The sequence below is a fragment of the Streptomyces sp. Xyl84 genome (assembly GCF_059731885.1).
In genome coordinates this window covers 6,180,258-6,202,583 of the sequence record NZ_AP029182.1, presented here as the reverse complement: position 1 = coordinate 6,202,583, position 22,326 = coordinate 6,180,258, and the positions used below count along the sequence as shown (strand labels likewise).

The 22,326-nt window shown below is 73.4% G+C and carries 19 protein-coding genes and 1 pseudogene; 9 read left to right on the top strand and 11 right to left on the bottom strand.

Going from position 1 to position 22,326, the window contains the following annotated elements:
- Positions 1 to 14: 14 nt before the first annotated feature.
- Entirely contained in the window at positions 15 to 446 is a 432-nt protein-coding gene (locus AC6I72_RS26955) for a DUF3037 domain-containing protein (RefSeq protein WP_037856679.1), read from the bottom strand.
- A gap of 74 nt (positions 447 to 520) precedes the next feature.
- The gene (locus AC6I72_RS26950; protein WP_498003718.1) at positions 521 to 1,288 is read right to left on the bottom strand and encodes a HipA family kinase; all 768 of its coding nucleotides are present in this window, start codon (positions 1,286 to 1,288) and stop codon (positions 521 to 523) included.
- Between the two features lie 146 nt (positions 1,289 to 1,434).
- Between AC6I72_RS26950 and AC6I72_RS26945 the strand changes: the two genes are divergently transcribed.
- Positions 1,435 to 1,962, top strand: coding sequence for a Rieske (2Fe-2S) protein (locus tag AC6I72_RS26945; protein WP_498003716.1), 528 nt, complete (start codon positions 1,435 to 1,437; stop codon positions 1,960 to 1,962).
- A gap of 48 nt (positions 1,963 to 2,010) precedes the next feature.
- Here the strand turns inward: AC6I72_RS26945 and AC6I72_RS26940 are convergent, their stop codons facing one another.
- Positions 2,011 to 2,913 (bottom strand): LysR family transcriptional regulator, encoded by a 903-nt coding sequence (locus tag AC6I72_RS26940; RefSeq protein WP_498003714.1) that lies wholly within the window; start codon positions 2,911 to 2,913, stop codon positions 2,011 to 2,013.
- Positions 2,914 to 2,987: 74 nt separating this feature from the next.
- Here AC6I72_RS26940 and AC6I72_RS26935 point away from each other — a divergent pair, with 74 nt between their 5' ends.
- Positions 2,988 to 4,073 (top strand): DMT family transporter, encoded by a 1,086-nt coding sequence (locus AC6I72_RS26935; RefSeq protein ID WP_498003713.1) that lies wholly within the window; start codon positions 2,988 to 2,990, stop codon positions 4,071 to 4,073.
- 76 nt (positions 4,074 to 4,149) lie between these two features.
- Here the strand turns inward: AC6I72_RS26935 and AC6I72_RS26930 are convergent, their stop codons facing one another.
- On the bottom strand, positions 4,150 to 5,481 hold the full coding sequence (locus AC6I72_RS26930) for an aminotransferase class I/II-fold pyridoxal phosphate-dependent enzyme (RefSeq protein WP_498003711.1): 1,332 nt from the start codon (positions 5,479 to 5,481) through the stop codon (positions 4,150 to 4,152).
- 35 nt (positions 5,482 to 5,516) lie between these two features.
- Between AC6I72_RS26930 and AC6I72_RS26925 the strand changes: the two genes are divergently transcribed.
- Positions 5,517 to 6,200 (top strand): pyridoxamine 5'-phosphate oxidase family protein, encoded by a 684-nt coding sequence (locus AC6I72_RS26925; RefSeq protein ID WP_498004829.1) that lies wholly within the window; start codon positions 5,517 to 5,519, stop codon positions 6,198 to 6,200.
- Between the two features lie 69 nt (positions 6,201 to 6,269).
- On the opposite strand, the gene AC6I72_RS26920 is transcribed toward AC6I72_RS26925, so the two are convergent.
- From AC6I72_RS26920 to AC6I72_RS26905, 4 genes and pseudogenes are all read right to left on the bottom strand, one after another.
- The gene (locus AC6I72_RS26920; RefSeq protein WP_498003710.1) at positions 6,270 to 7,220 is read right to left on the bottom strand and encodes a DMT family transporter; all 951 of its coding nucleotides are present in this window, start codon (positions 7,218 to 7,220) and stop codon (positions 6,270 to 6,272) included.
- A 217-nt stretch (positions 7,221 to 7,437) separates the two neighbouring features.
- The gene (locus tag AC6I72_RS26915) at positions 7,438 to 8,442 is read right to left on the bottom strand and encodes an EamA family transporter (RefSeq protein ID WP_498003709.1); all 1,005 of its coding nucleotides are present in this window, start codon (positions 8,440 to 8,442) and stop codon (positions 7,438 to 7,440) included.
- Positions 8,443 to 8,873: 431 nt separating this feature from the next.
- Positions 8,874 to 9,425, bottom strand: a pseudogene (locus tag AC6I72_RS26910) (peptidase); the annotation flags it as partial.
- Positions 9,426 to 9,680: 255 nt separating this feature from the next.
- Positions 9,681 to 10,316, bottom strand: a complete 636-nt coding sequence (locus AC6I72_RS26905; RefSeq protein ID WP_498003708.1) for a PadR family transcriptional regulator — start codon at positions 10,314 to 10,316, stop codon at positions 9,681 to 9,683.
- Between the two features lie 234 nt (positions 10,317 to 10,550).
- On the opposite strand from AC6I72_RS26905, the gene AC6I72_RS26900 reads away from it, so the two are divergent.
- A complete protein-coding gene (locus AC6I72_RS26900) occupies positions 10,551 to 11,360 on the top strand; it encodes a PhzF family phenazine biosynthesis protein (protein WP_498003707.1) in 810 nt (269 codons plus the stop codon).
- Between the two features lie 45 nt (positions 11,361 to 11,405).
- On the opposite strand, the gene AC6I72_RS26895 is transcribed toward AC6I72_RS26900, so the two are convergent.
- Together AC6I72_RS26895 and AC6I72_RS26890 are read right to left on the bottom strand one after the other, a co-directional pair.
- On the bottom strand, positions 11,406 to 12,206 hold the full coding sequence (locus AC6I72_RS26895) for a CPBP family intramembrane glutamic endopeptidase (RefSeq protein ID WP_498003706.1): 801 nt from the start codon (positions 12,204 to 12,206) through the stop codon (positions 11,406 to 11,408).
- A gap of 204 nt (positions 12,207 to 12,410) precedes the next feature.
- Positions 12,411 to 13,931 carry a glutamate-cysteine ligase family protein gene (locus AC6I72_RS26890; RefSeq protein WP_498003705.1) on the bottom strand — a complete coding sequence of 507 codons (1,521 nt, stop codon included), beginning with the start codon at positions 13,929 to 13,931 and terminating at the stop codon, positions 12,411 to 12,413.
- Positions 13,932 to 14,490: 559 nt separating this feature from the next.
- Between AC6I72_RS26890 and AC6I72_RS26885 the strand changes: the two genes are divergently transcribed.
- The 3 genes from AC6I72_RS26885 (at position 14,491) to AC6I72_RS26875 (ending at position 17,431) form a co-directional block, all read left to right on the top strand.
- The gene (locus AC6I72_RS26885) at positions 14,491 to 15,075 is read left to right on the top strand and encodes a hypothetical protein (RefSeq protein WP_498003704.1); all 585 of its coding nucleotides are present in this window, start codon (positions 14,491 to 14,493) and stop codon (positions 15,073 to 15,075) included.
- Positions 15,076 to 15,601: 526 nt separating this feature from the next.
- On the top strand, positions 15,602 to 15,808 hold the full coding sequence (locus AC6I72_RS26880; protein WP_030177618.1) for a DUF5999 family protein: 207 nt from the start codon (positions 15,602 to 15,604) through the stop codon (positions 15,806 to 15,808).
- A 420-nt stretch (positions 15,809 to 16,228) separates the two neighbouring features.
- Entirely contained in the window at positions 16,229 to 17,431 is a 1,203-nt protein-coding gene (locus AC6I72_RS26875) for an IS110 family RNA-guided transposase (RefSeq protein ID WP_498003165.1), read from the top strand.
- Between the two features lie 38 nt (positions 17,432 to 17,469).
- On the opposite strand, the gene AC6I72_RS26870 is transcribed toward AC6I72_RS26875, so the two are convergent.
- Complete coding sequence (locus AC6I72_RS26870; protein ID WP_498003703.1) at positions 17,470 to 19,005, bottom strand: glycoside hydrolase family 43 protein; 1,536 nt, start codon at positions 19,003 to 19,005, stop codon at positions 17,470 to 17,472.
- Positions 19,006 to 19,360: 355 nt separating this feature from the next.
- Here AC6I72_RS26870 and AC6I72_RS26865 point away from each other — a divergent pair, with 355 nt between their 5' ends.
- Positions 19,361 to 19,918: a hypothetical protein gene (locus AC6I72_RS26865; protein ID WP_498003702.1), complete on the top strand. Its 558-nt coding sequence runs from the start codon at positions 19,361 to 19,363 to the stop codon at positions 19,916 to 19,918.
- Positions 19,919 to 20,196: 278 nt separating this feature from the next.
- Positions 20,197 to 22,146, top strand: a complete 1,950-nt coding sequence (locus AC6I72_RS26860) for an APC family permease (RefSeq protein WP_498003701.1) — start codon at positions 20,197 to 20,199, stop codon at positions 22,144 to 22,146.
- Positions 22,147 to 22,326: the final 180 nt, after the last annotated feature.

Below are 22,326 nucleotides of genomic sequence, written 5' to 3'. Positions count from 1 at the left end.
GTGCGTGTGATCCATTACCTCACCAGAAGGTCCAGCAACCGCTCCGTCTCCGCGGCCGGGTCCAGGGTGAGTCCGGTGTGGACCGGGCCGGGCTGGACGATCGTGGAGCGGGGCGCGGCCAGCCAGCGGAACCGGCGCCCGGCGTCGTCGCCCGCCGCCTGCCCGGCCGCGCTGCCGCCCGCGCAGACGCTCTCCACGGCGGCGAGGGCGGCCCGCACGCCCGCCACGTCGGCGTGCGGGTCGAGCGCCAGCAGCCGGGCCTCGTCGAGATGGGTGCGGGCACCGACGTAGGCCTTGGCACGGCAGTAGACGAGCACCCCGGCGTTGATCCGCTCGCCGCGCTCGACCCGCGGGACGATCCTCAGCAGGGCGTACTCGAAGACGTCCCGTTCGCTTGTCCGGCCGCCGATGATGTGCCGCTCCCCCGCCTGCCGGCCCCCGAGGATGTGGTGGTCGCCCGTCTGCCGGCGGCCCGTGACGGGGTGGTCCGCCGCCTGCCCGCCGGTGCTGTCGTGGTCGCTCACTTGGCCGTCCCCTCGATTCCGTGGATGCGCTCGTGGATCACGGCGGCCCGCGCGAGCAGCGGCCGGGCGTAGGCGCGGCGCAGTTCGCCGGGCGTGCCGAAGCCGGGCTCGCCGGTCAGCCATGCGTCCGGGATCTCGGCGGTCACCTCGGCGAGCAGTTCCTCGGTGACGAGCGGGGCCAGGTGTGCGGCGGCGGCCGCGAGGTCCGGGCCGAACGGCGCGAGCGCGTGGTCGGAGGCGTCGTAGGGACGGGCGGCGGAGGCCTCGGCGCCCGGCCAGTTGTGGTGCCAGATCATCGTCGCGCCGTGGTCGATGAGCCACAGTTCGCCGCGCCACCTGAGCAGGTTGGGGTTGCGCCAGGAGCGGTCCACGTTGTTCACGAGCGCGTCGAACCAGACGATCCGCCCCGCCTCGCCGGCGTCCACCGGGAAGGCCAGCGGGTCGAACCCGAGGGCTCCGGAGAGGAAGTCCATCCCGAGGTTGGCGCCGCCGCTGGAGCGCAGCAGTTCCTGGACCCGCTCGTCGGGTTCGCCGAGTCCCAGGACCGGATCGAGGCCGATGGTCACCAGCGGGGGCACCCGGAACCCCAGCCGCCGGGCCAGTTCTCCGCACACGACCTCGGCGACGAGCGTCTTGCGGCCCTGCCCGGCGCCGCTGAACTTCAGGACGTACGTCCCGAGGTCGTCGGCCTCGACGAGTCCCGGCAGCGAGCCGCCCTCCCGCAGGGGTGTGATGAAGCGGGTCGCGTTGACTTCCTTGAGCATCGCCCCAGGTTACTGGGGTCCCGGTGGGCGTCGGTGGGCTCCTGACGACTCCGGACGCGGTCTGAACGCCCGGCGCCGTGCGGACGTACCCCTGCGCAGATCCGTCGCGAAGTCCGCGGCGAAGTCCGCGAGAAGGGAACGCCGGCATGACCAGCGCATCGAACCATCCCCCGCAGGAACCGGCCCGCCGTACGGTCGTGGCGGCGCTGGGCGCGGCGGGGATCGCCGTCACGCTGACCGCGTGCGGGCCGGACGGCGAGCCGGCGTCGGGCTCCTCGGGAGCGGGCGGCGAGCGGGCACCGGGCGCCTCCGGGTCGTCCTCCTCCGGTCCGTCGGGGGCCTCCGGTCCGTCTTCCGCCGGTTCGCCGGGTGCCGGTGCCGGTGCCGGTGGGATGCTCGCCAGGACGGGAGACATCCCGGAGGGCGGCGGCAGGATCTTCGCCGACCGGGGCGTCGTCGTCACCCAGCCCGAGAAGGGCCGGTTCGAGGCGTTCTCCTCGACCTGCACCCACCAGGGCTGCACGGTGAGCGGGATCGCGGACGGGGTGATCAGCTGCCCGTGCCACCACAGTGAGTTCTCGGTGGCCGACGGGAGCGTACGGAAGGGCCCCGCCATCCGGCCGCTGCCCGCCCGGAAGATCGCCGTCCACGGCGACGAGATCGAACTGGCCTGAAGACGCCGGCACGACGCCCGGGCTCCCCGGCCCCCGGGCGGCCCCCGCTCAGCCGATCTGCTCCCCCGCCGCCCGCAGGGCCTCCACGGCCGCGCGGATGGAGGGGCGGCGGTCGGCGTCGGTGCGCCACACCGCGTAGACGTGCCTGCGCACGGCCCGGCGCACCGGGACCGTCCGCACCCCGGCGGGCAGCGGTCCCCGCCCGAGCCGGGGCGCCACGCAGACGCCGAGCCCGGCGGCGACCAGCGCGAGCTGTGTGGCGTGCTCCTGCGCGCGGTGCGCGACGCGCGGTTCCACCTCCTTGGAGCGCAGGGTGTCCAGCAGCCACTCGTGGCAGAACTCGTCGTCGCCCCAGGTGATCCAGTCGTCGTCGGCGAAGTCCTCCAGGGCGGTCTCCGCGCGGTCCGCGTGCCGGTGCGTGGCGGGCATCGCGACGTCGACGGGGTCGTCGAGGATCGGCGCCCGGGTGAGCCCGTCGGGCACGGGCAGCGGCTTGTTGTACCAGTCGAGCACCACGGCCAGATCGACGTCACCGCGCAGCACGGCCCGTACGGCGGGCGCGGGTTCCACCTCGGCGGTGGTGACGCCGAGGGCCGGGTGCCGGGCGCGCAGATGACAGAGCGCGAGGGGGAACAGTCCGCGGGCGCCGGTGGGGAAGGCGGCCAGCCGCAGCTCGCCCACCACCTGCCCCCGCTGGGCCTCCAGGTCGGACTGGGCCAGCTCGACCTGGGAGAGGATGCGCGCCGCGTGCTCGGCGAGGAGCCGGCCGGCGTCCGTGAGCCGCACGCCCCGGCCGTTCCTGGCCAGGAGCCGCTGGCCGACTTCCCGTTCCAGCTTGGCCATCTGCTGGGAGACCGCCGAGGTGGTCACATGCAGCCCGTCGGCCGCGCCGCTGACCGAGCCGTGCCGGGCGAGGGCGTCGAGGGTGCGCAGGCGCTCCAGGTTCAACATGTAAGCGATACTACGAGGTACCGGCCGCCAATTCTCGATTGTGCTACGAGGTGGTGTCCGGGCACGCTACGTCCATGAGTTCCGCGACCGCATCCTCCGCTCCGATCCCGACCGCCCCGCCCGGCCGGGCCCGCGGCCCGCTGCACTGGCGGGTCCGTTTCGCCTTCCTGGCGCTGGTGTGGGGGTTCAGCTTCCTGTTCATGAAGGTGGGCACGCGGAGCTTCGCGCCCTTCCAGGTGACCCTGGGACGGCTGGTGTTCGGCACGGCCGTGCTGGCCGTGGCCATGGCGGTGAAGCGGGAGCGGCTGCCGCGCGGCGCCCGCACGTGGGGTCATCTCGCGGTCGCCGGCTTCTTCCTCAACGCGCTGCCGTTCTCGCTGTTCGCGTACTCGGAACTCACCATCCCGTCCACCCTCGCGGGCATCTGCAACGCGACCTCACCGCTGTGGGGCATGGCGCTGTCGCTGGTCGCCCTCTCCGAGGACCGGCCGACCCGGGTGCGGGTGGCGGGTCTCGGGCTCGGCTTCCTCGGCGTGCTCACCGTGCTCGGCGCCTGGCAGGGCTTCCACGGCCTGGACGCCCGGGGCACGGCGATGGCGCTGCTGGCTTCGCTGAGCTACCCGGTCGGCTGGATCTACGTCCGGCGCACCCTGGCCGGTGCCGCGGAGTCGCACCTGTCGCTGACCGGGGGCCAGTTGCTGCTGGCGACGGTGCAACTGGCCGTCGTCACCCCGCTGTTCACCAGCGTGCCGAGCCATGTGGGCGTGTTCCCGCTGCTCGCGGTGGCCGCGCTGGGCGCGCTGGGCACGGGCGTCGCGATGCTCGTGCAGTACGGCCTGGTCGCCGAGGTCGGTCCGACGACCGCCCAGATGGTCACCTACTTCGTACCGATCATCGCCGCCGGCGCCGGTGTCGCCGTCCTGGGTGAGCGCCTGAGCTGGTCGACCCCGGTCGGCGCGGTGATCGTCCTGGCCGGGGCGGCCCTGTCCCAGGCCCGGCCCGGGCACGGCGCCCGGCGCGCCCGCGCCGCCGCCTCGGCCACGCCGGGTCAGCCGGTCCGGTCCGGCGCGCAGCCCCCGGCTCCCGCGGCGGCCGGCGCCCGCCCCGCCGAGCGGCCCGCCCGCCCCGAACCGGCGGCGGCGACGACCACGAACCCGTGAGCGGCGCTCCGGGCCGGAAGGGGCCGGCCCCCGAACCGTGGCCTCGCACCGGGCCGGAAGGACCAGCTCCCCTTCCTCAGACGTAACTCCGCTCCGGGGCCGGCCCCAGGGCCGCCGCCACCGCGTCCGCCAGCCGCTCGGTCTCGTCCTCGGTCAGGGCCGAGACGGTGATCCGGACGCCCGGGGGCTCGTGCAGCCGGAAGCGGGCACCCGGGGCGACGGCCCAGCCCGCGTGCAGCAGCCGGGCGACGACACCCGTCTCGTCCGGCACCGGCACCCACACGTTCATCCCGCTGCGCCCGTGCGCGGCCACCCCGCGCTGTGCCAGCGCTCCGATGAGCAGGTCACGCCGCCGGCTGTACTGCGCCGCCACCGCACCGGTGTCCAGGGTGCCGTCGGTCCACAGCCGCGCCACGGCCCGCTGCACCAGCAGGCTCACCCACCCGGGCCCGAGCCGCTGCCGCCCGCGCACCCGGTCGACGGTGACCTGGTCCCCGGTGAGCACGGCCAGGCGCAGGTCGGGGCCGTAGGCCTTGGCGACCGACCGGACGAAGGCCCAGTGCCGGGTGGCGCCGGCGAGCGGATGCAGGGGGAGGTCGACGATGCCGTGGCCGTGGTCGTCCTCGACGAGCAGGGTCTCGGGGTGCTCGGCCAGCACGGCACGCAGGGCACGCGCGCGGGGGGCGCTCAGCGCCGCGCCGGTCGGGTTCTGCGCGCGGTCGGTGACGAGCAGCGCCCGCGCGCCGACCGCGAGCACCCGGCGTACGGCGTCGACGCGCGGTCCCTCGTCGTCCACGCCCATCGGCACCGTGCGCAGTCCGAGTGCCGGCACCAGGTCGAGCGTCCTGCCCCAGCCCGGGTCCTCCACCGCGACCGTGTCCCCCTGTCTGAGGTGGGCGGTCAGGACCCGCTCGACGCCGTCCAGCGAACCGGTGACCACGGCGAGCGGTCCCTGCGGCACACCGGCGGCGTCCAGCTCGGCGCGGGCGACGCGGGCCAGCCGGGGGTCGACGGCCACGTCGCCGTAGAGCACGGGGGCGCGGTCGCCCTCGGCCGCGGCGGCCGCGAAGGCCGGTGCGAGCGCCGGCAGCAGGGCTGGGTCCGGGTTGCCCGCGGACACGTCCCGCACGCCCTCGGGCACGTCGACGTGGATGTGGTCCCGCCCGGTGGTGGCGGGCGCGGGCCGCACCCGGCTGCCCCGGCGCCCGGCGGTCTCGATGACCCCGCGCTCGCGCAGCACCCGGTACGCGGCCGCGACGGTGTTGGGATTGACGCCGAGATCGACCGCCAACTCCCTCATGGGAGGCAGCAGTTGCCCCGGTTCGAGATGTCCGGCACCCACCGCGCGCTCGACGCTCGCCGCGATTTCCGCTGCACGCCGACCCTCGATCCGATATTCTCCTAGCACAAAGCAGATTATGCACTAGTGCAATGGAGACCGCAATGCAGGGGACCCAGCAGCCGACCCCGACGGCCGACACCTACCCGCCGACCGACCGCACCGTCCCCACCCGGTCCGCGCACAAGGCGTCCTACGACAAGGAACTGGTGCACGCGATACTCGACGAGGCGTACGTCTGCCACCTCGGCTTCGTCCGCGACGGGGCGCCCGTGGTGCTGCCGACGCTCTACGGCCGGGTCGGCGAGCGGCTTTACGTGCACGGCTCGACCGGATCGCGTCCCCTGCGCATGGCCGGCCAGGCCGATCCGGGCCTGCCGGTCTGCCTGACGGTCACCCATGTCGACGGCCTGGTGCTGGCCCGCTCCGCCTTCCACCACTCGGTCAACTACCGCAGTGTCGTGGTGCACGGCACCGCCCACCAGGTCACCGACCCCGACGAGAAGCGCATGGCCCTGGACGCGCTGGTCGACCACGTGGTGCCCGGCCGGTCGGCCGACTCGCGCCCCGGCAACGCGAAGGAACTGGCCGCGACCGCCGTGCTCCGCCTCGACCTCACGGAGGTGTCGGCCAAGCTGCGCACGGGCGGCGCCGCCGACGAGCCCGAGGACCTCGCCCTCCCCTACTGGGCCGGCGTGATTCCGGTGCGCAGGACCTACGGCGCTCCGCTCCCCGAGGCGGACCTCGCACCCGGCACCGAGATCCCGGGGTACCTCGCGGGCCTGTAGACGGAGGAGTCAGGGGCGCCGGCGCCCGGCGGCCCGGCGGCCGCAGGGGCCAGGGCGCCCCTCCCCCTGTCACACCAGGGCAGGTTCCTCGGCAGCCGGCCGTGCTCCTCGGGTCTCCGCGACGGCGAGGCCGCCGACGGAGCCGAGCATCAGCGCGGTGCCCACCAGCGTCGCCGCCGTCAGCCGCTCGCCCAGCACGGCGACCGCCAGCACCGCCGCGCTGACCGGCTCCAGGAGCATGATCACCGACACGGTGGCCGAGCGGACGACGGCCGCGCCCGCGAAGTAGAGGGCGTAGGCGAGGGCCGTCGGCACGGTGCCGATGTAGGCGAGCAGCCACAGCAGCCGGACCGGTTCGACGGTGTGCGGCACCAGCCCCTCGACCGCCGCGAGCGGCAGCAGACAGAGCGTGGCCACGGCGAACGCCCCCACGGTCGTGGCGGAGTGGTCGGCGCCGCCGCTCCGCCCCCACCTGCGGGTCAGCAGCGTCATGCCGCTGTACCCGGCCGCGGAGGCCAGGGCGAGCAGCACACCCCACGGCCGTACGGCGGCACCCCCGCTGCCGAGCACCAGCACCCCGAGCCCGGCCAGCGCCCCGGCGACCGCGGCCGTGCCGGACCGGCCGAGCCGTTCGCCGAGGGTGAGGCGGGCGCCGAGCGCGATGAGGACGGGCCCGGCGCCGAGGGTGACGACCGTCGCGACGGCCAGTCCGGTCGCGGACACGGCGGCGAAGTAGGCGGTCTGGAACACGGCGAGCCCGAGCCCGGTGGCACCGGCCCGCAGCAGGACGACGCCGCGGTTCACCGGCGCCGCCGGCCGCACGCGCGGCCGCAGCAGGCGCACGGCGAGCAGCAGGACGACGCCCGCGAGGCAGCGCCAGAAGGACAGCGCGGCCGGTCCCATGTCACTGGCCCGGTAGACCAGGGAGGCGGCGGCACCGGCGGTGCCCCAGGCGGCACCGGCGACGATCAGGTAGAGGAGGCCACGCCCGACGGGCAGGCCTGAAGAAGCATGCGACACGAGTTCTCTCCGCAGAGTGCAGAAGTTCGGAAGGAGGACCCCGGTGCGACGGGGTCGTCGGACTTCTTCTGCGGGCAGCACCGCGCGGGCCCGGCCGCGTTCCGTGCCGCGGAAGGCCCGCGGGCCGGCCGGAGCGCCGGGCTCGTCGAAGGAGGCCCGCCTCGGTCAGGCGACCGGCGGCGAGACGGCGAGTGCGCGCGTATGCATGTCCGGCACCCTAGACCGTCGTTCCGCGCGCCGACAACTCCCGGTCGCCACCGCCGCCCGCGGCCGGTTCCGCCGCTGCCCCCGCGGGCGTCGAGGACTGTGCGATGAAGGCGCCCAGGAGGACGACGGCACCGCCGGCCACCTGCGGCGCGGAGAGGTGCTCGCCGAGCAGGACCCAGGCCAGCACGGTCGCGATGACCGCCTCCAGGCAGGCCACCACACCCGCCACCTGGGGCGAGAGCCGACGCACCGAGAGCACGCCGGTGACGTACGCCAGGACGGTGGCGACCAGCACGATCCAGACCAGCAGCACGGCGGCCGGGACCGCTGTGCCGTTCATGTCCGCGGTGTGCGCGAGCACCGTCCAGTCCATGCCCCAAGGCCGGGCCACGGCGGTCAGGACGACGGCCCCGACGAGCAGCCCGTACGCGATGACACCGAGCGGGTCCGGCGCCTGGTCACCGGCGTCGCCGCCCTGGTCGGACAGGACGAAGTAGCCGACCTGGCAGCAGGCCGCGCCCAGGGCGAGCAGCAGACCGAGGGCGTCGAAGCCGAGGCCGGACCAGACCTCGACGACACAGGCGAGCCCGCCGGCGGCGAGGACCACACCGAGGGCTGCGGCCCGGGTGACCGGCCGCCGCTGCACGAAGCGGACCCAGCCGAGCACCAGGGCCGGTGCCAGGTACTCGATGAGCAGGGCCACCCCGACGGGGATACGGGAGAGCGCGGCGAAATAGCACGCCTGGACGCCCGCCACGGCGAGCAGGCCGAACCCGGCGAGCAGCAGGGGGCGGCTGCGCAGCAGCGCGCGATGGCGCACGGCGAGCGGGAGCATCACGAGCGCCGCGCCGGTGACGCGCAGCCAGACGACGTGCAGCGGGTCGAGGCCCGCCTCGATCAGCGGTTTGGCCGCGACCCCGGAGCCGCCGAAAGCGACCGCGGAGACGAGCGCGAGACCGAGCCCGACGCCTTTGCCGGACTGCCCCTGACTGATCCCAGACGTAACCACCGGCACATGATGACAGGCGGCGACATGAGCGTCACCCTCGTTGGCACCTGTCTCACCGGCTGGACGCGGGCATCACACCTGGAGGACGCGAGGGGGGCGCCGCGCCGCCCGCGCGCACGGTCGACGGTGGGGGCGGGGACAAGGGGGGCGTTCCGCGTTCAGACAGGGGTGGGGGCCACGGCCCCTGGCCAAGGGCGGGTGTGGGCGGCGGGACGGCGGCAGCGTCAGCGCGTGGTGCCGCTGCCGCCGGCGTACTCCTGCGCGCGCTCACGGCGCTCGCCGTGCACCGCGTCCTCCGCTCGCCCCAGGCGCTCACCGTCCCCGGCGAAGGCGGCCACCACCGGCTCCCGGCGCTCGTCACCCCTGGCGGCCACCACCGGCTCCCGGCGCTCGTCACCCCTGGCGTCCGCCGCCTGCTGCCGGTGCTCGTCCTCTCCGCCGTCCGCGGCGTCGATACGGGCGGCCAGTTCCCGTGCGTCGATCCCCGCGCGGGCGAGCACCTCGACGGCCCGCGACCCGGGGTCGGCGGTGACCGCTGCGAGGAGGTCGAGGCCGCCCGCCGGGCCGTCGCCGCGGCGGGCGGCGCGCGCACGGGCGTGTTCCAGCGCGGCCGACGCGGCCGGTGAGCAGCCGTCGGCCTCCGCGACCACGGACTCGGACTCGCCCACGCTCGCGCTCACCACGGGGAGCGCCCCGGAATCCTCGACGCTGGTCTGCCAGCGCAGTCCGTAACCGATGCTGCGCTGGACGAGGTAGCCGAGCAGCCGGGCGATCCGCGGCCCGTCGGCGAAGACGGCACGCACCCCGGGGTCCGCCTCCAGGAGGGTGTGCAGCAGATGGGCGGTGTCGGTCTGCCGGTCCCCGTCCCGGACCGCCCTCCTGCGCGCAGCGGCGACCACCGCCACCAGCTCGGCACTGAGCCCGGCGTCGTCGTCGGGACGGCCGCCGTCCCGCTCGGGGACCTGCTGCCTGGGGATACGGGGTTGCACATCCCCCAGCCCATCAGTCCCGCGGGTCCCGGTCATCCCCGGCCAGAAGCATTTCCGCATCCCACGCAGAGTGGACCCGGGCGGACGGAATCTCCTCCTTACGGATGAGATCAGGTCAATCGGCACAGAGTCCACCGGGGAGGCGCACAGCCGCTCACAGCACCGCCCGCCGCCTGCCCCAGCCCCAACCCCGCACGCGCGCCCGCGCGAAGGCGCCCCGCGGACCATTCCGCGGGGCGCCCGTCACGAGGACGCTCACTCCTCGTCGGCGAGGATCAGGTACAGCTTCTTGCGGGCGTCGTTGATGACGGCGAGCGCCTTCTCGCGCTGCTCCTTGCTGCCGGTCTTCCAGACCTGCCCGAAGGCCTCCATCAGCCCGAAGCCGGCCTGGCGGATCTCCCCGAGAACCTCCCAGTCGATCCCGCGCGAGGCCTCCTCCCAGGGAGCTTCCGGCCCTTCGCCGGCGACGGCGCGGCCCTCCTCGGTGAGCGAGAACAGCTTCTTGCCGCCCTCGGACTCGCTGACGATGAGCCCTTCGTCCTCCAGCAGTTGAAGCGTCGGGTAGACCGAGCCCGGGCTGGGCTTCCACGCCCCGCCGCTGCGCTCGGCGATCTCCTGGATCATCTCGTAGCCGTGCATGGGCCGTTCCCTGAGCAGGGCCAGGATCGATGCCCGTACGTCGCCGCGCCGTGCCCTGCCGCGCGGTCCGCCGCGCCCTCGCCCGCCCCAGGGGCCGGGTCCGAAACCCGGTCCGAAGCCAGGGCCGCCGGGGCCGAACCCGGGCCCGCCCGGCCCGAACGGGCCGAAGGCAGCCCGCCGCCCCTCGAAACCTCCCAGGCCGCCCCGGGGGCCGCCGCGCCGGTGTCCACGTTCGAATCCGTGGGTACGCATCGGAACCACTCCATTCCATCGTTGATCTGTCGCGATACCTCAACGATATATCGGAACAGCTCGCCCGACAACCACGTTTCCCACGGCGCCTTTCCGCATGCGGCTCTCCCCCTCGGCAGGCGGCTCTGCCCGGCTTCCCCCGCGGCCTCGTCCGGCCGTGCCGGCCCGGGCCACGAGCCACCCGACACGAATTGGCCTTGGCCGGACGCGCGGTGGTGCCCCTACGGTCGGGGGATGCGGATTCGAATCGTCGACGCCTTCACCGACCGCCCCTTCGCCGGCAACCCGGCCGGGGTGCTGCTCCTCGACGCCTTCCCCGAGGACGACTGGCTGCAGAAGGTGGCCCGGGAGGTCAACCACGCCGAGACGGCGTTCGCGCACCCGCTGCCCGGGGGCGGGGAGGCCGACTGGGCGCTGCGCTGGTTCACCCCCGTCACCGAGGTCGCCCTGTGCGGGCACGCCACGCTCGCCACCGCCCACGTCCTGTACGCCACCGGGGCGCACTCGGGTGCGGCCCGCTTCGCCACCCACAGCGGCGTGCTCGTCGCCGCGCCCGCCGACGACGGCGCGATCGCCCTCGACTTCCCGACCGCCCCGCTCACCGAGGTCGAACTGCCCGACGGAGCAGCCGAGGCCCTGGGCGCCGAGCCGCGCACCGCCTTCGACACCGGCCCGGGCGTGGGCGACCTGGTGCTGGAACTGGCGGACGAGAAGACGGTCCGGGCGCTGGCTCCCGATCACAAGGCGCTGGCCGCCTGCTCGGCGCGCGGCGTCATCGCCACCGCGCGGGCCGAGGACCCCGGCCGCGGCTACGACTTCGTCTCACGGTGCTTCTTCCCGAACGTGGGCATCGACGAGGACCCGGTGACCGGCAGTGCCCACACCGCCCTCGCCCCCTACTGGTCCGAGCGCCTGGGCCGCTCCGCCCTCACCGGCCTCCAGGCCTCCCCGCGCTCAGGGCTGGTCCGCACCGAGGTGCGCGGCGAACGCACCCTGCTCACCGGCCACGCGGTCACGGTCATCGACGGCGAACTCCACGCCTGACAGCACGCCGGCCCACGTCCCTCACCCGGCGCGGGCGAGGGCCGGTCAGGCCGTGGGCAGCCAGCCGACCTTCCCGGCCAGCAGGGCGTAGCCGACGAACGCGCCGATGTCGAGCAGCGAGTGGGCAACCACGAGCGGCCCGACCCGGCCCCACCGCCGGTAGAGCCAGACGAAGACCACGCCCATGACCATGTTGCCCAGGAAGCCGCCGATGCCCTGGTAGAGGTGGTAGGAGCCGCGCAGTACGGAACTGGCGGCCAGCGCGGTCCCCGGGGCCCAGCCCAGTTGCCGCAGTCTGCGCAGCAGATAGCCGACGACGATGACCTCTTCGAGGACGGCGTTCTGCACGGCGGACAGCACAAGGACGGGGTACTTCCACCACACCCCGGGCAGCGCCTCCGGAACCACGGTCAGGTTGAAGCCCAGGCCGCGGGCGGCCAGGTAGAAGGCGATGCCGGTGCTGCCGATGACCGCCGCGACGGCGGCTCCGCGGCCGAGGTCGGGCCAGGGCCGGGAGCGGTCGAAGCCGAGGGTGCGCAGGCTCTGTCCCTCGCGCAGCAGCAGGTGCGCGACGAGGGCGACGGGCACGAGCGCGGTGGCGATCCCGAAGAGCTGCCAGGCCAGGTCGAGCCAGGGGCGGCCCGGCGCGGCGGAGGCGTTGAGGGTGGCGGCCTGGTCCTTGAGGCCGCCGGGTTTCGTGACCGACCCGAGGAAGCTGATCAGGGCGGAGACGCCGCTCGCCCCGAGCGAGAGCGCCAGGACGAGGAGCGTCTCGTCCCGGAAGGTCCGCCGCGACAGCCGCTCGCCCGGCCAGGAACCGGCCTCGGGCCCCGCTTCCGCCTGCACACGCGCCTCCAGTCCACGTCCTGAGAGGTCACAGCTTGCCCGATCCGCCGCGCCGCGGCACGGCCGCCCCCTGCCCGACGCCCGGAGCGCGGCCCGGCACGGATCAGCACGGCCCGGCACCGCACGGATCCCAGGGCGCGACACCCTGGGATCGGCGCGGCGCGGCATCGCGCGGATCGCGCGGGCCCCCGGGGGCAGCCGCCGTCAGCCCAGCGGCACCGGCTCGGGCAGGCCGACCGGCCAGGTGTGGACGGGTTCGCCCATCCGCATCAGTTCGCAGTAGCGCCGGGTCGTGGCGGCCAGCGCCGCGTTCCGGTCGAGTCCCTGCTCCTGCCAGGCCCGGTGGAAGGTGGCGGCCTGCCACTGCGCGCCGTTGACCCGGCGCCGGCACCGCTCCTCGATCACCCCGAGGTACCGGTCCCGGTCCACCGGCTCCACGCCCCATGCGTTCAGTCCGGACTCGGCCAGCGGCAGCAGTTCGTCGCGGACCAGGGTGACCGCGTCGATCTCGGCGGTGCCCGAGGAACGGCCGCGCCGGGGCCAGGTGAAGCGGGCGTCGATCCCGTGCCGGCAGGCGGCGTCGAAGTTGGCCGCCGCGGCCTCGAAGGGCAGCCGGGTCCACACCGGCCGCGGCTCCTCGGCGAGGGCGCGGACCAGTCCGTAGTAGAACACCGCGTTGGCGACCACGTCCGTGACCGTCGGTCCGGCGGGCAGCACGCGGTTCTCCACGCGCAGGTGCGGTACGCCGTCCGCGACGTCGTAGACCGGCCGGTTCCAGCGGTAGATCGTGCCGTTGTGCAGCACCAGTTCGGCGAGTTTCGGGACGCCTCCGGCGTCGAGCACCTCCAGGGGGTCCTCGTCGTCGCAGATCGGCAGCAGCGCCGGGAAGTAGCGCAGGTTCTCCTCGAACAGGTCGTACGCCGAGGTGACCCAGCGCTCGCCGAACCAGGTGCGCGGACGCACACCCTGCGCCTGGAGTTCGGGCGGGCGGGTGTCCGTGGACTGCTGGAACAGGGGCGGCCGCGACTCGCGCCACAGTTCGCGCCCGAAGAGGAACGGCGAGTTGGCGCCCACCGCGATCTGGGCCGCGCTCGCCGCCTGCGCCGCGTTCCACACGTCCGCGAAGCGCCCGGGGGTGACCTGGAGGTGGAGCTGCACCGAGGTGCAGGCGGCCTCCGGCACGATGGACTTCGAGGTGCACACGAGGTGCTCCACCCCGTCGATGTCCAAGGTGAAGTCCTCACCGCGGGCGGCGACGATCTGATCGTTGAGCAGCGTGTAACGGTCGACGTCGGAGAGGTTGGAGGAGACGAGGTCGTCCCGGTCGAGCGTCGGCAGAATACCGATCATCGCTATGGAGGAGTCGACCTCGCCGGCTTTCCGGTCGGCATATGCCAGCGACGTCCTCAGTTCCTCGGCGAGCCGGTCGAATACGCGGCCGCCCAGCCGGTGCGGGGCGATGTTGACTTCCAGATTGAACATGGCGAGTTCTGTTTGGAAGTCCCGGCTGGCGATGCGCTCGAGTACTTGCCCATTCAGCATTTTCGGCATCCCGTCGGAGCCCACGAGATTCAATTCGATCTCCAGCCCCATGAGGTTCTTGGGGCGGTCGAACCGCTTCTCCGCCAGCAGCCGCTCCAGCCCTGTCAGGCACCGCCTGAGCTTGTCGCGGTAGCGGTTGCGATCGGACAGGTCGAAACGTCCTGCCACGACCTTCTCCCCCATCGCAGCGTCCTTCCTCGCTCGGGCGGGCCTTGAGGATCGGGCCGCCGGGGTCCTGGTCAGGTGGGATGATGCCCCGCGAACGCGATCGATAACGTCCCGCGCCGGCCGAGCACCGACTACGCTGGTCTCAAGTGTCCGGAGGCACATTCACGAGGCATGGAACACCCAGCAGTTTCGGGTGCCCAGGAAGCACTCGTGAAAAACGCCGACGACAACGAGCCGTCCGCCGCGGGGACAGAACCCGAGGTCATCGCGGCGTCACCCGCTCGGAGCCGGGATGATTCCCGCATATCTCCGGCCGAATGAACCCTTGCCGTCCGCGCCGGAAACGGGTAGACGAAACAACACCTGAACATTTGTCGTATAAACTCTGCACCACGGCAGAAGGTCGGCGTCCACGACCCTGGACCTGTGCCGTCAAGGATCAAGCGGCAGGCCGCGCTCCGTCCCACTTCGCTGACCGGACCCCGGCCGCCACCCTGCCCCGAGAGCTGACAGCGCTGTCCGCCCCCGCCCCGCCCTCGCGCCACCGTGCCTGCCGAATGAGAGGCGACCCACCATGCCGCTGCATGTCCCCCCGGCCCCCGCGCCCGCGCTCCGCTCCGTCCTCACGGCACTCGGTTCCCCCACCGCGGTGAGCGAGGCACGGATCTCCGCCCTCCGTTCCGCTCAGGAGCCCGCCACTCCCGAACTGCCGCTGCCCGTGCACGTCCTGGACCGGATCACTCCCGAGGGGGTCTCCGCGACCCGGCTGGCGGGGTGGCGTTTCCTGATCCGCTGCGGCGATCACGCGGTGGCCGCGGCGGAGACCCGGCTCACCCCGGACGGCTGGGCCTTCTCACACTTCTTCGAAGGCCCGTACGTCACATCGACCGAGCGCGCCCTGCGGCAGGCGGAGACCATGGCACAGCCCTACCAGCCGCGCCTGCTGTCGATGCCCAGCCTGTACACGCTCACGCTCTGGCTGCACGGCGACCTCTCCGACGACGGCGCCGCCGGCCACCCGGCCGCCACCGACCTGCTCGTCCCGCTGGCGCCGGCCCCGCCCGGCATCCCGGCCCACGTGCCGCACCGGGTCGCCGACCTGCTGCCCCTGCTCACCCACCGGGTGACGCCGATTCGGCTCATGGGTTCCCCCGCCTGAGCCGCCCGGTTCCTCCGAGTCGCCCGGCCCCTGAGTCCTGAGCGTCCCGAGCCCTCTCCGCCCGTCCTGCACCCCGCTGCCGGCCACCTGGCAGCGGGGTGCTTTCTGTCGCGCCGTCCGACATCCAGCTCCCTGTCCGCCTCGGCATCGGCATCGGCAGCCGCACCCGTATCCTCATGCCGGGACCGCGTCGCCCGATCCGTATGCCGCTCACCGGAGCCACATGTCGCTCTCTTGAGCAGATCAGGAGCCGAACGACCAGGTGGCCCGACCGGACTAGCCCCATCCGGCCCCCTCGAACCACCCGAAGGGACGGTGCGGTGCAGGTGAACCGCTCGCGCGGGTGACGCGTCCTGAATCTGTGAGAGGCGGTGCCGCGATATTCCTGCGGAATCACGTCCGCGGGGCAACACTGGTTTCAGTCCGACTCATCATCAAACGGGGGGCGGCCATGGAGCATGCCACCAGCCGCAGGACACGCACGACAGCCATCCCGGACCACACGACACGACGAGAGATCCCACCCATGTGCCAGCACCAGCCACCGTGTCCCTCAGCCGACTCCGCCGACCGGGAATCCGCCCGTCTCGTGGCGCACCACCCGGAGCAGGGCTGGAGCCTGCTGTGCAACGGCGTCCTGCTCTTCGAGGACACCGGTGAGCTTCTGCCGGACGGCCAGATCATCGCCCCGCACCGCCCGCTGGGCGCCGACCGGGTGATGACCGCCGCCTGATCGGGCACGACCGGGCAGGGAACACGAGCGCGGCCGGGCGGCGAGCACGGGCCCGCGCCGAGCACGACCGGGCGGCGCCGCGAACGGGAGCGCCGCCCGCGCACCACCGGGGCCGGTCCGCACACTCCGTGCGGCCCGGCCCCGCCGCGTCTCCCCCCCCCGTTATGTTTTCCGCGGTCCTGCAAGAGGGCCGCTGGCCTCCGGACCCGGCATGGCTGTTCCCCCCTGTCGAACTGATGACCTGGGGGGTGGTGCCACCGGGCCCGAGAGGCGCCGTTGGAGACGCTGATGAGAGGTCCGACTACCGCCCGGCCTGGTGCAACGCCCGGCCGCTTGCGGGTGGCAGGTCTGCATAACGTGGATGCGCGCACGACGCCAACGCCCCGGCCAGCACGCACGACATCCGTTCGGGAGGACGGCTTGTACGACAGCGACGAGATAGGCGTCTTCCTTGGCCTGGACGTCGGCAAGACGAACCATCACGGGCACGGGCTCACCCCGGCCGGCAAGAAGGTCTTCGACAAGCAGCTACCCAACACCGAACCCAGACTGCGGGAGGTCTTCACCAAGCTGAAGACCAAGTTCGGCACCGTGCTGGTCATCGTGGACCAGCCCGCCTCCATCGGAGCCCTCCCGCTCACGGTCGCCCGGGACACGGGTTGCCAGGTCGCCTACCTGCCCGGACTGGCCATGCGACGGATCGCCGACCTGTATCCGGGCGAGGCGAAGACCGACGCCCGCGACGCCGCCGTGATCGCCGACGCCGCACGGACGATGCCGCACACCCTGCGCTCGCTGGAACTGACCGACGAGATCACCGCCGAACTGACCGTGCTGGTCGGCTTCGATCAGGACCTGGCGGCCGAGGCCACCCGAACCAGCAACCGGATCCGCGGCCTGCTCACCCAGTTCCACCCCAGCCTGGAGCGCGTCCTGGGCCCCCGGCTCGACCACCAGGCCGTCACCTGGCTGCTGGAACGCTACGGATCCCCCGCCTCCCTGCGAAAGGCCGGACGCCGCAAACTCGTCGAGGTCATACGGCCCAAGGCCCCGCGCATGGCCGCCCGGCTGATCGACGACGTCTTCGACGCCCTCGACGAACAGACCGTCGTCGTTCCCGGCACCGGCACCCTCGACATCGTCATCCCGTCGCTGGCCCGCTCTCTCGGCGCCGTCCACGAACAGCGACGGGCACTCGAAGCCCAGATCGAGGCCCTGCTGGAGGATCACCCTCTTTCCAAGGTCCTGACGTCGCTGCCCGGCGTCGGCGTCAGGACCGCCGCCACACTGCTGGTCACCGTCGGCGACGGCACCAGCTTCCCCACCGCCGCCCACCTGGCCTCTTACGCCGGCCTCGCCCCCACGACCAAGTCCTCCGGGACCTCGATCCACGGCGAACACGCACCCCGCGGCGGCAACCGGCAACTCAAGCGGGCGATGTTCCTGTCCGCGTTCGCAGCCCTGCACGATCCCGCCTCCCGCACCTACTACGACAAATGCCGGGCCAGAGGAAAGACCCACACCCAGGCACTGCTCCGTCTGGCCCGACAACGGATCAACGTGCTGTTCGCGATGCTCCGCGACGGCACCTTCTACGAACCCAGAACCCCACGCCTCGCTTGACGAACGACATAGAGGCACCCCCCCGCCGACGCGGCCCGTCACCCGCCGTGAGCCGCCCCCGCGGACGCCCCCGGCTCGTACGCGAACCAGTCGAAGGCCGCGCTGCCCTCGGTCACGTACATGCCGATCACCCGGCCGGTGAAGCCGGTGGCGACCTGAGTGGACAGGTACCGCCCGTCGAGTTCGGCCAGGCGTACCGTTCCTTCGGGCCCTTCGACCGAGAAGGCGATCGCGTCGGGCCCGCCCGCGCGCAGCCCGGGTGCCGCACCGCCCGGGGCGGTGACCGTGGGCGGCGGCACGTCCGACGTACGGATCCCGACGCGCAGGACGAGCGGTCCCGGCGGTACGGGATGCGCGGCGATCCGCTGCCGTACCGGCCCGATCCGGGCGATCACGCTCGCCGTCCCGCCGTGGACCTCCAGGTCGTAGTGGTGCGCCTCGTCCAGGCGGACGGACAGCCCCGCCCGGCTCGATCCGGGGTCGAGCCGGGCCCGCGCACGGCAGTCCGGGTGCTGCTGCCTGCGGCCGACGAAGGTGTGGCCGGGCCGGTCGAGACTGTCCCCGGTCGCGTGCAGCGTCAGCCACCCCGGTCGGTGGCCGAGCGACCAGGAGCCGTCCTCCCTGCCGCGCGGAGAGATCCACTGCGGCGCGAGAGCGGGCGCGTCGAAGTCGTCCCGCACCGGATCCGGCGGCAGCGGGTGCCAGGCCGCCGGGGCCGGGTGCCGCTCCTGGACCGGGCCGGCCTTCGGCCATCCGTCCACCCACTCCACCGGCACCAGGAAGGTCTCCCGGCCGAGCACGTGGAACTCGGGGAAGTACCCCCGGGGGCGGGTCCCCAGCAGCACCATCCACCAGGTCCCGTCCGCGGCCCGCACGAGATCGCCGTGGCCGGTGCACTGGACCGGAAGACCGGTGCTGCGGTGGGAGAGGACCGGGTTGCCGGGCGCGGGTTCGTAGGGGCCGCGCGGCGAACGCGCCCGGGCGACCGAGACGCTGTGCCCGTGCGCCGTGCCGCCCTCGGCCACCAGCAGGTACCACCAGTCGCCGATCCGGTACAGGTGGGGCGCCTCCGGATCCCGCATCCCGGTCCCGGACCACACCTTCAGCGGGCCCTCCAGCACCTTGCCCGTCGCCGGGTCGATACGGGCCAGCCCCACGCCGGCCACGGCGCACCAGCAGTTCCCGTCGTCGTCCCAGGCGAGGTCGGGGTCGATGCCGGGCAGGTCGATCCAGACCGGGTCGGACCACGGCCCCTCGGGGCGGTCCGCGGTGACGAGGAAGTTCCCGCCGCCGCCGACGCTGGTGGTGATCACGTGGAAGCGGCCCTCGTGGTACCTGATCGTCGGGGCGTAGACACCGGCGGAGGCGGGCAGGTCGGCCGGCAGCCGCAGTTGTCCGGGCCGGTCGAGGACGTTGCCGGTCTGCCGCCAGTGGACCAGGTCCCGGCTGTGGAAGAGGGGGACCCCGGGAAAGTACTCGAAGCTGGAACACACCAGGTAGTAGTCCTCCCCGACCCGGCACACGCTGGGATCGGGATGAAAACCGGGGATCACCGGATTGTCGTACGCCCGCATGGATGCCGGCCCCTTCCTGAACGTCTCGGCCACAGGTCCTGCCCCGCGCGTCCCGTACGCACGCGCCTCTCGTGCGCACGCGCCTCTCGTGCGCACGCCCCGCACGGGCGTCCCGCCCCGGCGTCACGCCTCGCCGTCACGAATATTTCGCCGGGTGCGGCGAACCTTGCGATCTCGCACTGTAAGGGCGGCCGGGGGCGCCGACAAGATCGCGGCCGGATCGCGGGAGGCGGACGCCTCCCGGCTCCCCGAGCACCGGAAGGGTGCTGGCCGGACGTCAAGAACGGGCGGCGCCGCGTCAGAGGCGTGTCAAGAGGCCTCGCCCGCACCACGGGCGCGCCCTAGCGTGGAGGTCATGAGGCACTGCTCCGACACGCGACCGACGGCGGGGACGCCCGCGCGGCGCTCCGTCGCGGTGGCCCGTGACCGCCACTGGGCGGGGGATGTGCACACCGCCGTCCGGTGCGCGGTGGCGCTGTTCGGCCTGCTGCTGTCGATCGACGGGGGCACCGGCGGCCTCACCTGGTGGCGCGCGGTGCTCTGGCTCGCCCTGTCGGCCGGCCTCCTGGGCGTGCTCTGCCCGCCTCGTGTGAGCGCCGGTGAGGGCTGGCTCTCCGCGTGCGCGCCTCTGCGTCACCGGCGGGTGCGTACGGACCGGCTGGTGTCGGTGCGGGTCCTGGCCGGCGTCTCACGGCGCCTGGTCCTGCGCGACGCGCTCGGCGCCCGCGTCGAGATCGATCCCCGGACCCTCGTGGACAACCCCGCCCTGTGGTGCCGGCTCGAGGAGGACGCCCGGAAGTCGGCGGCGAGCGGCTGTCTGCGGTACGGCCGGAGCGCGCTGCGCGACCTGGCGGAGCAGGTGGACCGCGAGACGGCCCTCACCGTCTTCCGGATCTCGGGACTGGAGCCATGAGCCTGGCACCGCATCCCCGGCTGCCGTGAGCCGGGCGCACCGCGGACCGCGCTCGCCGGCCGCCGGACGGACCGCTCCGACGGGGGCGCCCGGTCGTCCGCCCAGGTGAACGGGCGCGGCGCCCCGGTCGTTATTAACGGAAGATTGACGCGTGCCCACCCCGGTACGCACGGCTCGAAGGTCACGCTCCACTTACGCTGGTGCCCCGTCCGCCGGTCCGGCCGGATTCCCCCGCTGAGCCGCACGCCGGGCTGAGCCGCACTTCAGGAGCAGGGCCGATGGCCACCACCGAACACCCTCCCAGCCGTCTGCGCGCCTGGATGCTGGAGGGCCTGTCCGACATGGGCAAGGGCATACAGCAGGCGCCGCACGCCGCACCCGAGCCCCCGCACAAGGGGCAGCGCTGGTGGCGGGTCATGTGCCTGACCGGTGTCGACTACTTCTCCACCCTCGGCTACCAGCCGGGCATCGCGGCGCTGGCCGCCGGTCTGCTGTCGCCCGTCGCCACCCTCGTCCTGGTGCTCGTCACCCTGGTGGGCGCACTGCCGGTGTACCGCAGGGTGGCCGAGGAGAGCCCGCACGGCGAGGGGTCGATCGCCATGCTGGAGCGGCTGCTGTCGTTCTGGCAGGGCAAGCTGTTCGTCTTGGCCCTGCTCGGCTTCGCCGCCACGGACTTCCTCATCACCATCACCCTGTCGGCCGCGGACGCCTCGACCCACCTGGTGGAGAACCCGCACCTGACCAGCGCCCTGCACAGCCACCAGATGCTGATCACGCTCGTCCTGGTGGCGCTGCTCGGCGCGGTGTTCCTCAAGGGCTTCCTGGAGGCCATCGGCGTCGCGGTGGCACTGGTCGGCATCTACCTCCTCCTGAACGTCGTGGTGGTGGTCGTCGGGCTGTGGCACGTCATCACCGCCGGTCATCTGGTGACCGACTGGACTAGCGCCCTGACCGTCCAGCACAGCAGCGTCTTCGCCATGGTCGGCGTGGCCCTGCTGGTCTTCCCCAAGCTCGCGCTCGGCCTGTCCGGCTTCGAGACCGGCGTCGCCGTGATGCCGCACGTCAGGGGCGACGCGGCCGACACCGAGGAGCGGCCCGCCGGCCGGATCCGGGACACGAAGAAGCTGCTCACCACGGCCGCGCTGATCATGAGCTGCTTCCTGATCGCCACCAGCTTCATCACCACGCTGCTGATCCCGGCGGCGGAGTTCAAGGCCGGCGGCAAGGCCAACGGGCGTGCCCTGGCCTACCTCGCGCACCACTACATCGGGAACACCTTCGGCACGGTCTACGACATCTCGACCATCGCGATCCTGTGGTTCGCCGGCGCCTCCGCGATGGCCGGGCTGCTCAACCTGATGCCCCGCTACCTGCCGCGTTACGGCATGGCCCCGCACTGGGCCCGCGCGGTGCGCCCGATGGTCATCGTCTTCATCCTGATCGCCTTCGTGGTCACCTGGATCTTCGACGCCAACGTGGACAAGCAGGGCGGCGCCTACGCCACCGGTGTCCTCGTACTGATCAGTTCCGCGGCCATCGCGGTGACCATCGCCGCCCACAAGGCCGGGCAGCGCAAGTGGACCGTGGGGTTCGCGGTGATCGCCACCGTGTTCCTGTACACGACCGTCGTGAACGTCATCGAGCGGCCCGACGGTGTGAAGATCGGTGCCTGCTTCATCGCCGGGATCATCCTGGTCTCGCTGCTGTCCCGGCTGGCCCGCGCCTTCGAGCTGCGGGTGACCAGCGTGACGCTGGACCCGATGGCGGAACGTTTCGTCAGGGACATCGCCAGCCGCAAGATCCGGTTCATCGCCAACGAGCCCGACCGGCGGGACAAGGCCGAGTACCGCGACAAGATCGAACAGATCCGCTCCGACAACGACATCCCGGCCACGGAGGACTTCGTCTTCGCCGAGGTGACGGTCACCGACCCCTCCGAGTTCGAGGCCGGCCTCAAGGTGCGCGGTGAGGTCCTGCACGACCGCTACCGCGTCCTTTCGCTGGAGTCCGCCTCCGTCCCGAACGCCCTGGCCGCCCTGCTCCTGCACGTCCGCGACACGACGGGCCACACCCCGCACATCTATTTCGAGTGGACCGAGGGCAACCCGTTCCGCAACTTCCTCCGCTTCTTCCTCTTCGGGCAGGGCGAAGTCGCCCCCGTCACCCGCGAGGTCCTGCGGGAGGCGGAACCGGACCGCGCCAAGCGGCCCCACGTCCACACCGCCTGAGCCCGCCACCGCCCTGGCCTGCGCGCACCCCGGCGACCCCCGCGCAGGACCGCTGTGGTGCCACGACTGCGGGGCGGGCCCAGGAAGCCCCTGACGGCGGTCCCACCGCCTGGCGGCAGCCCCAGGACGGGCGCAGCGGGCCCTGACCTCCGACGTCACCCCGCCGGCCGCGGGCGCGCC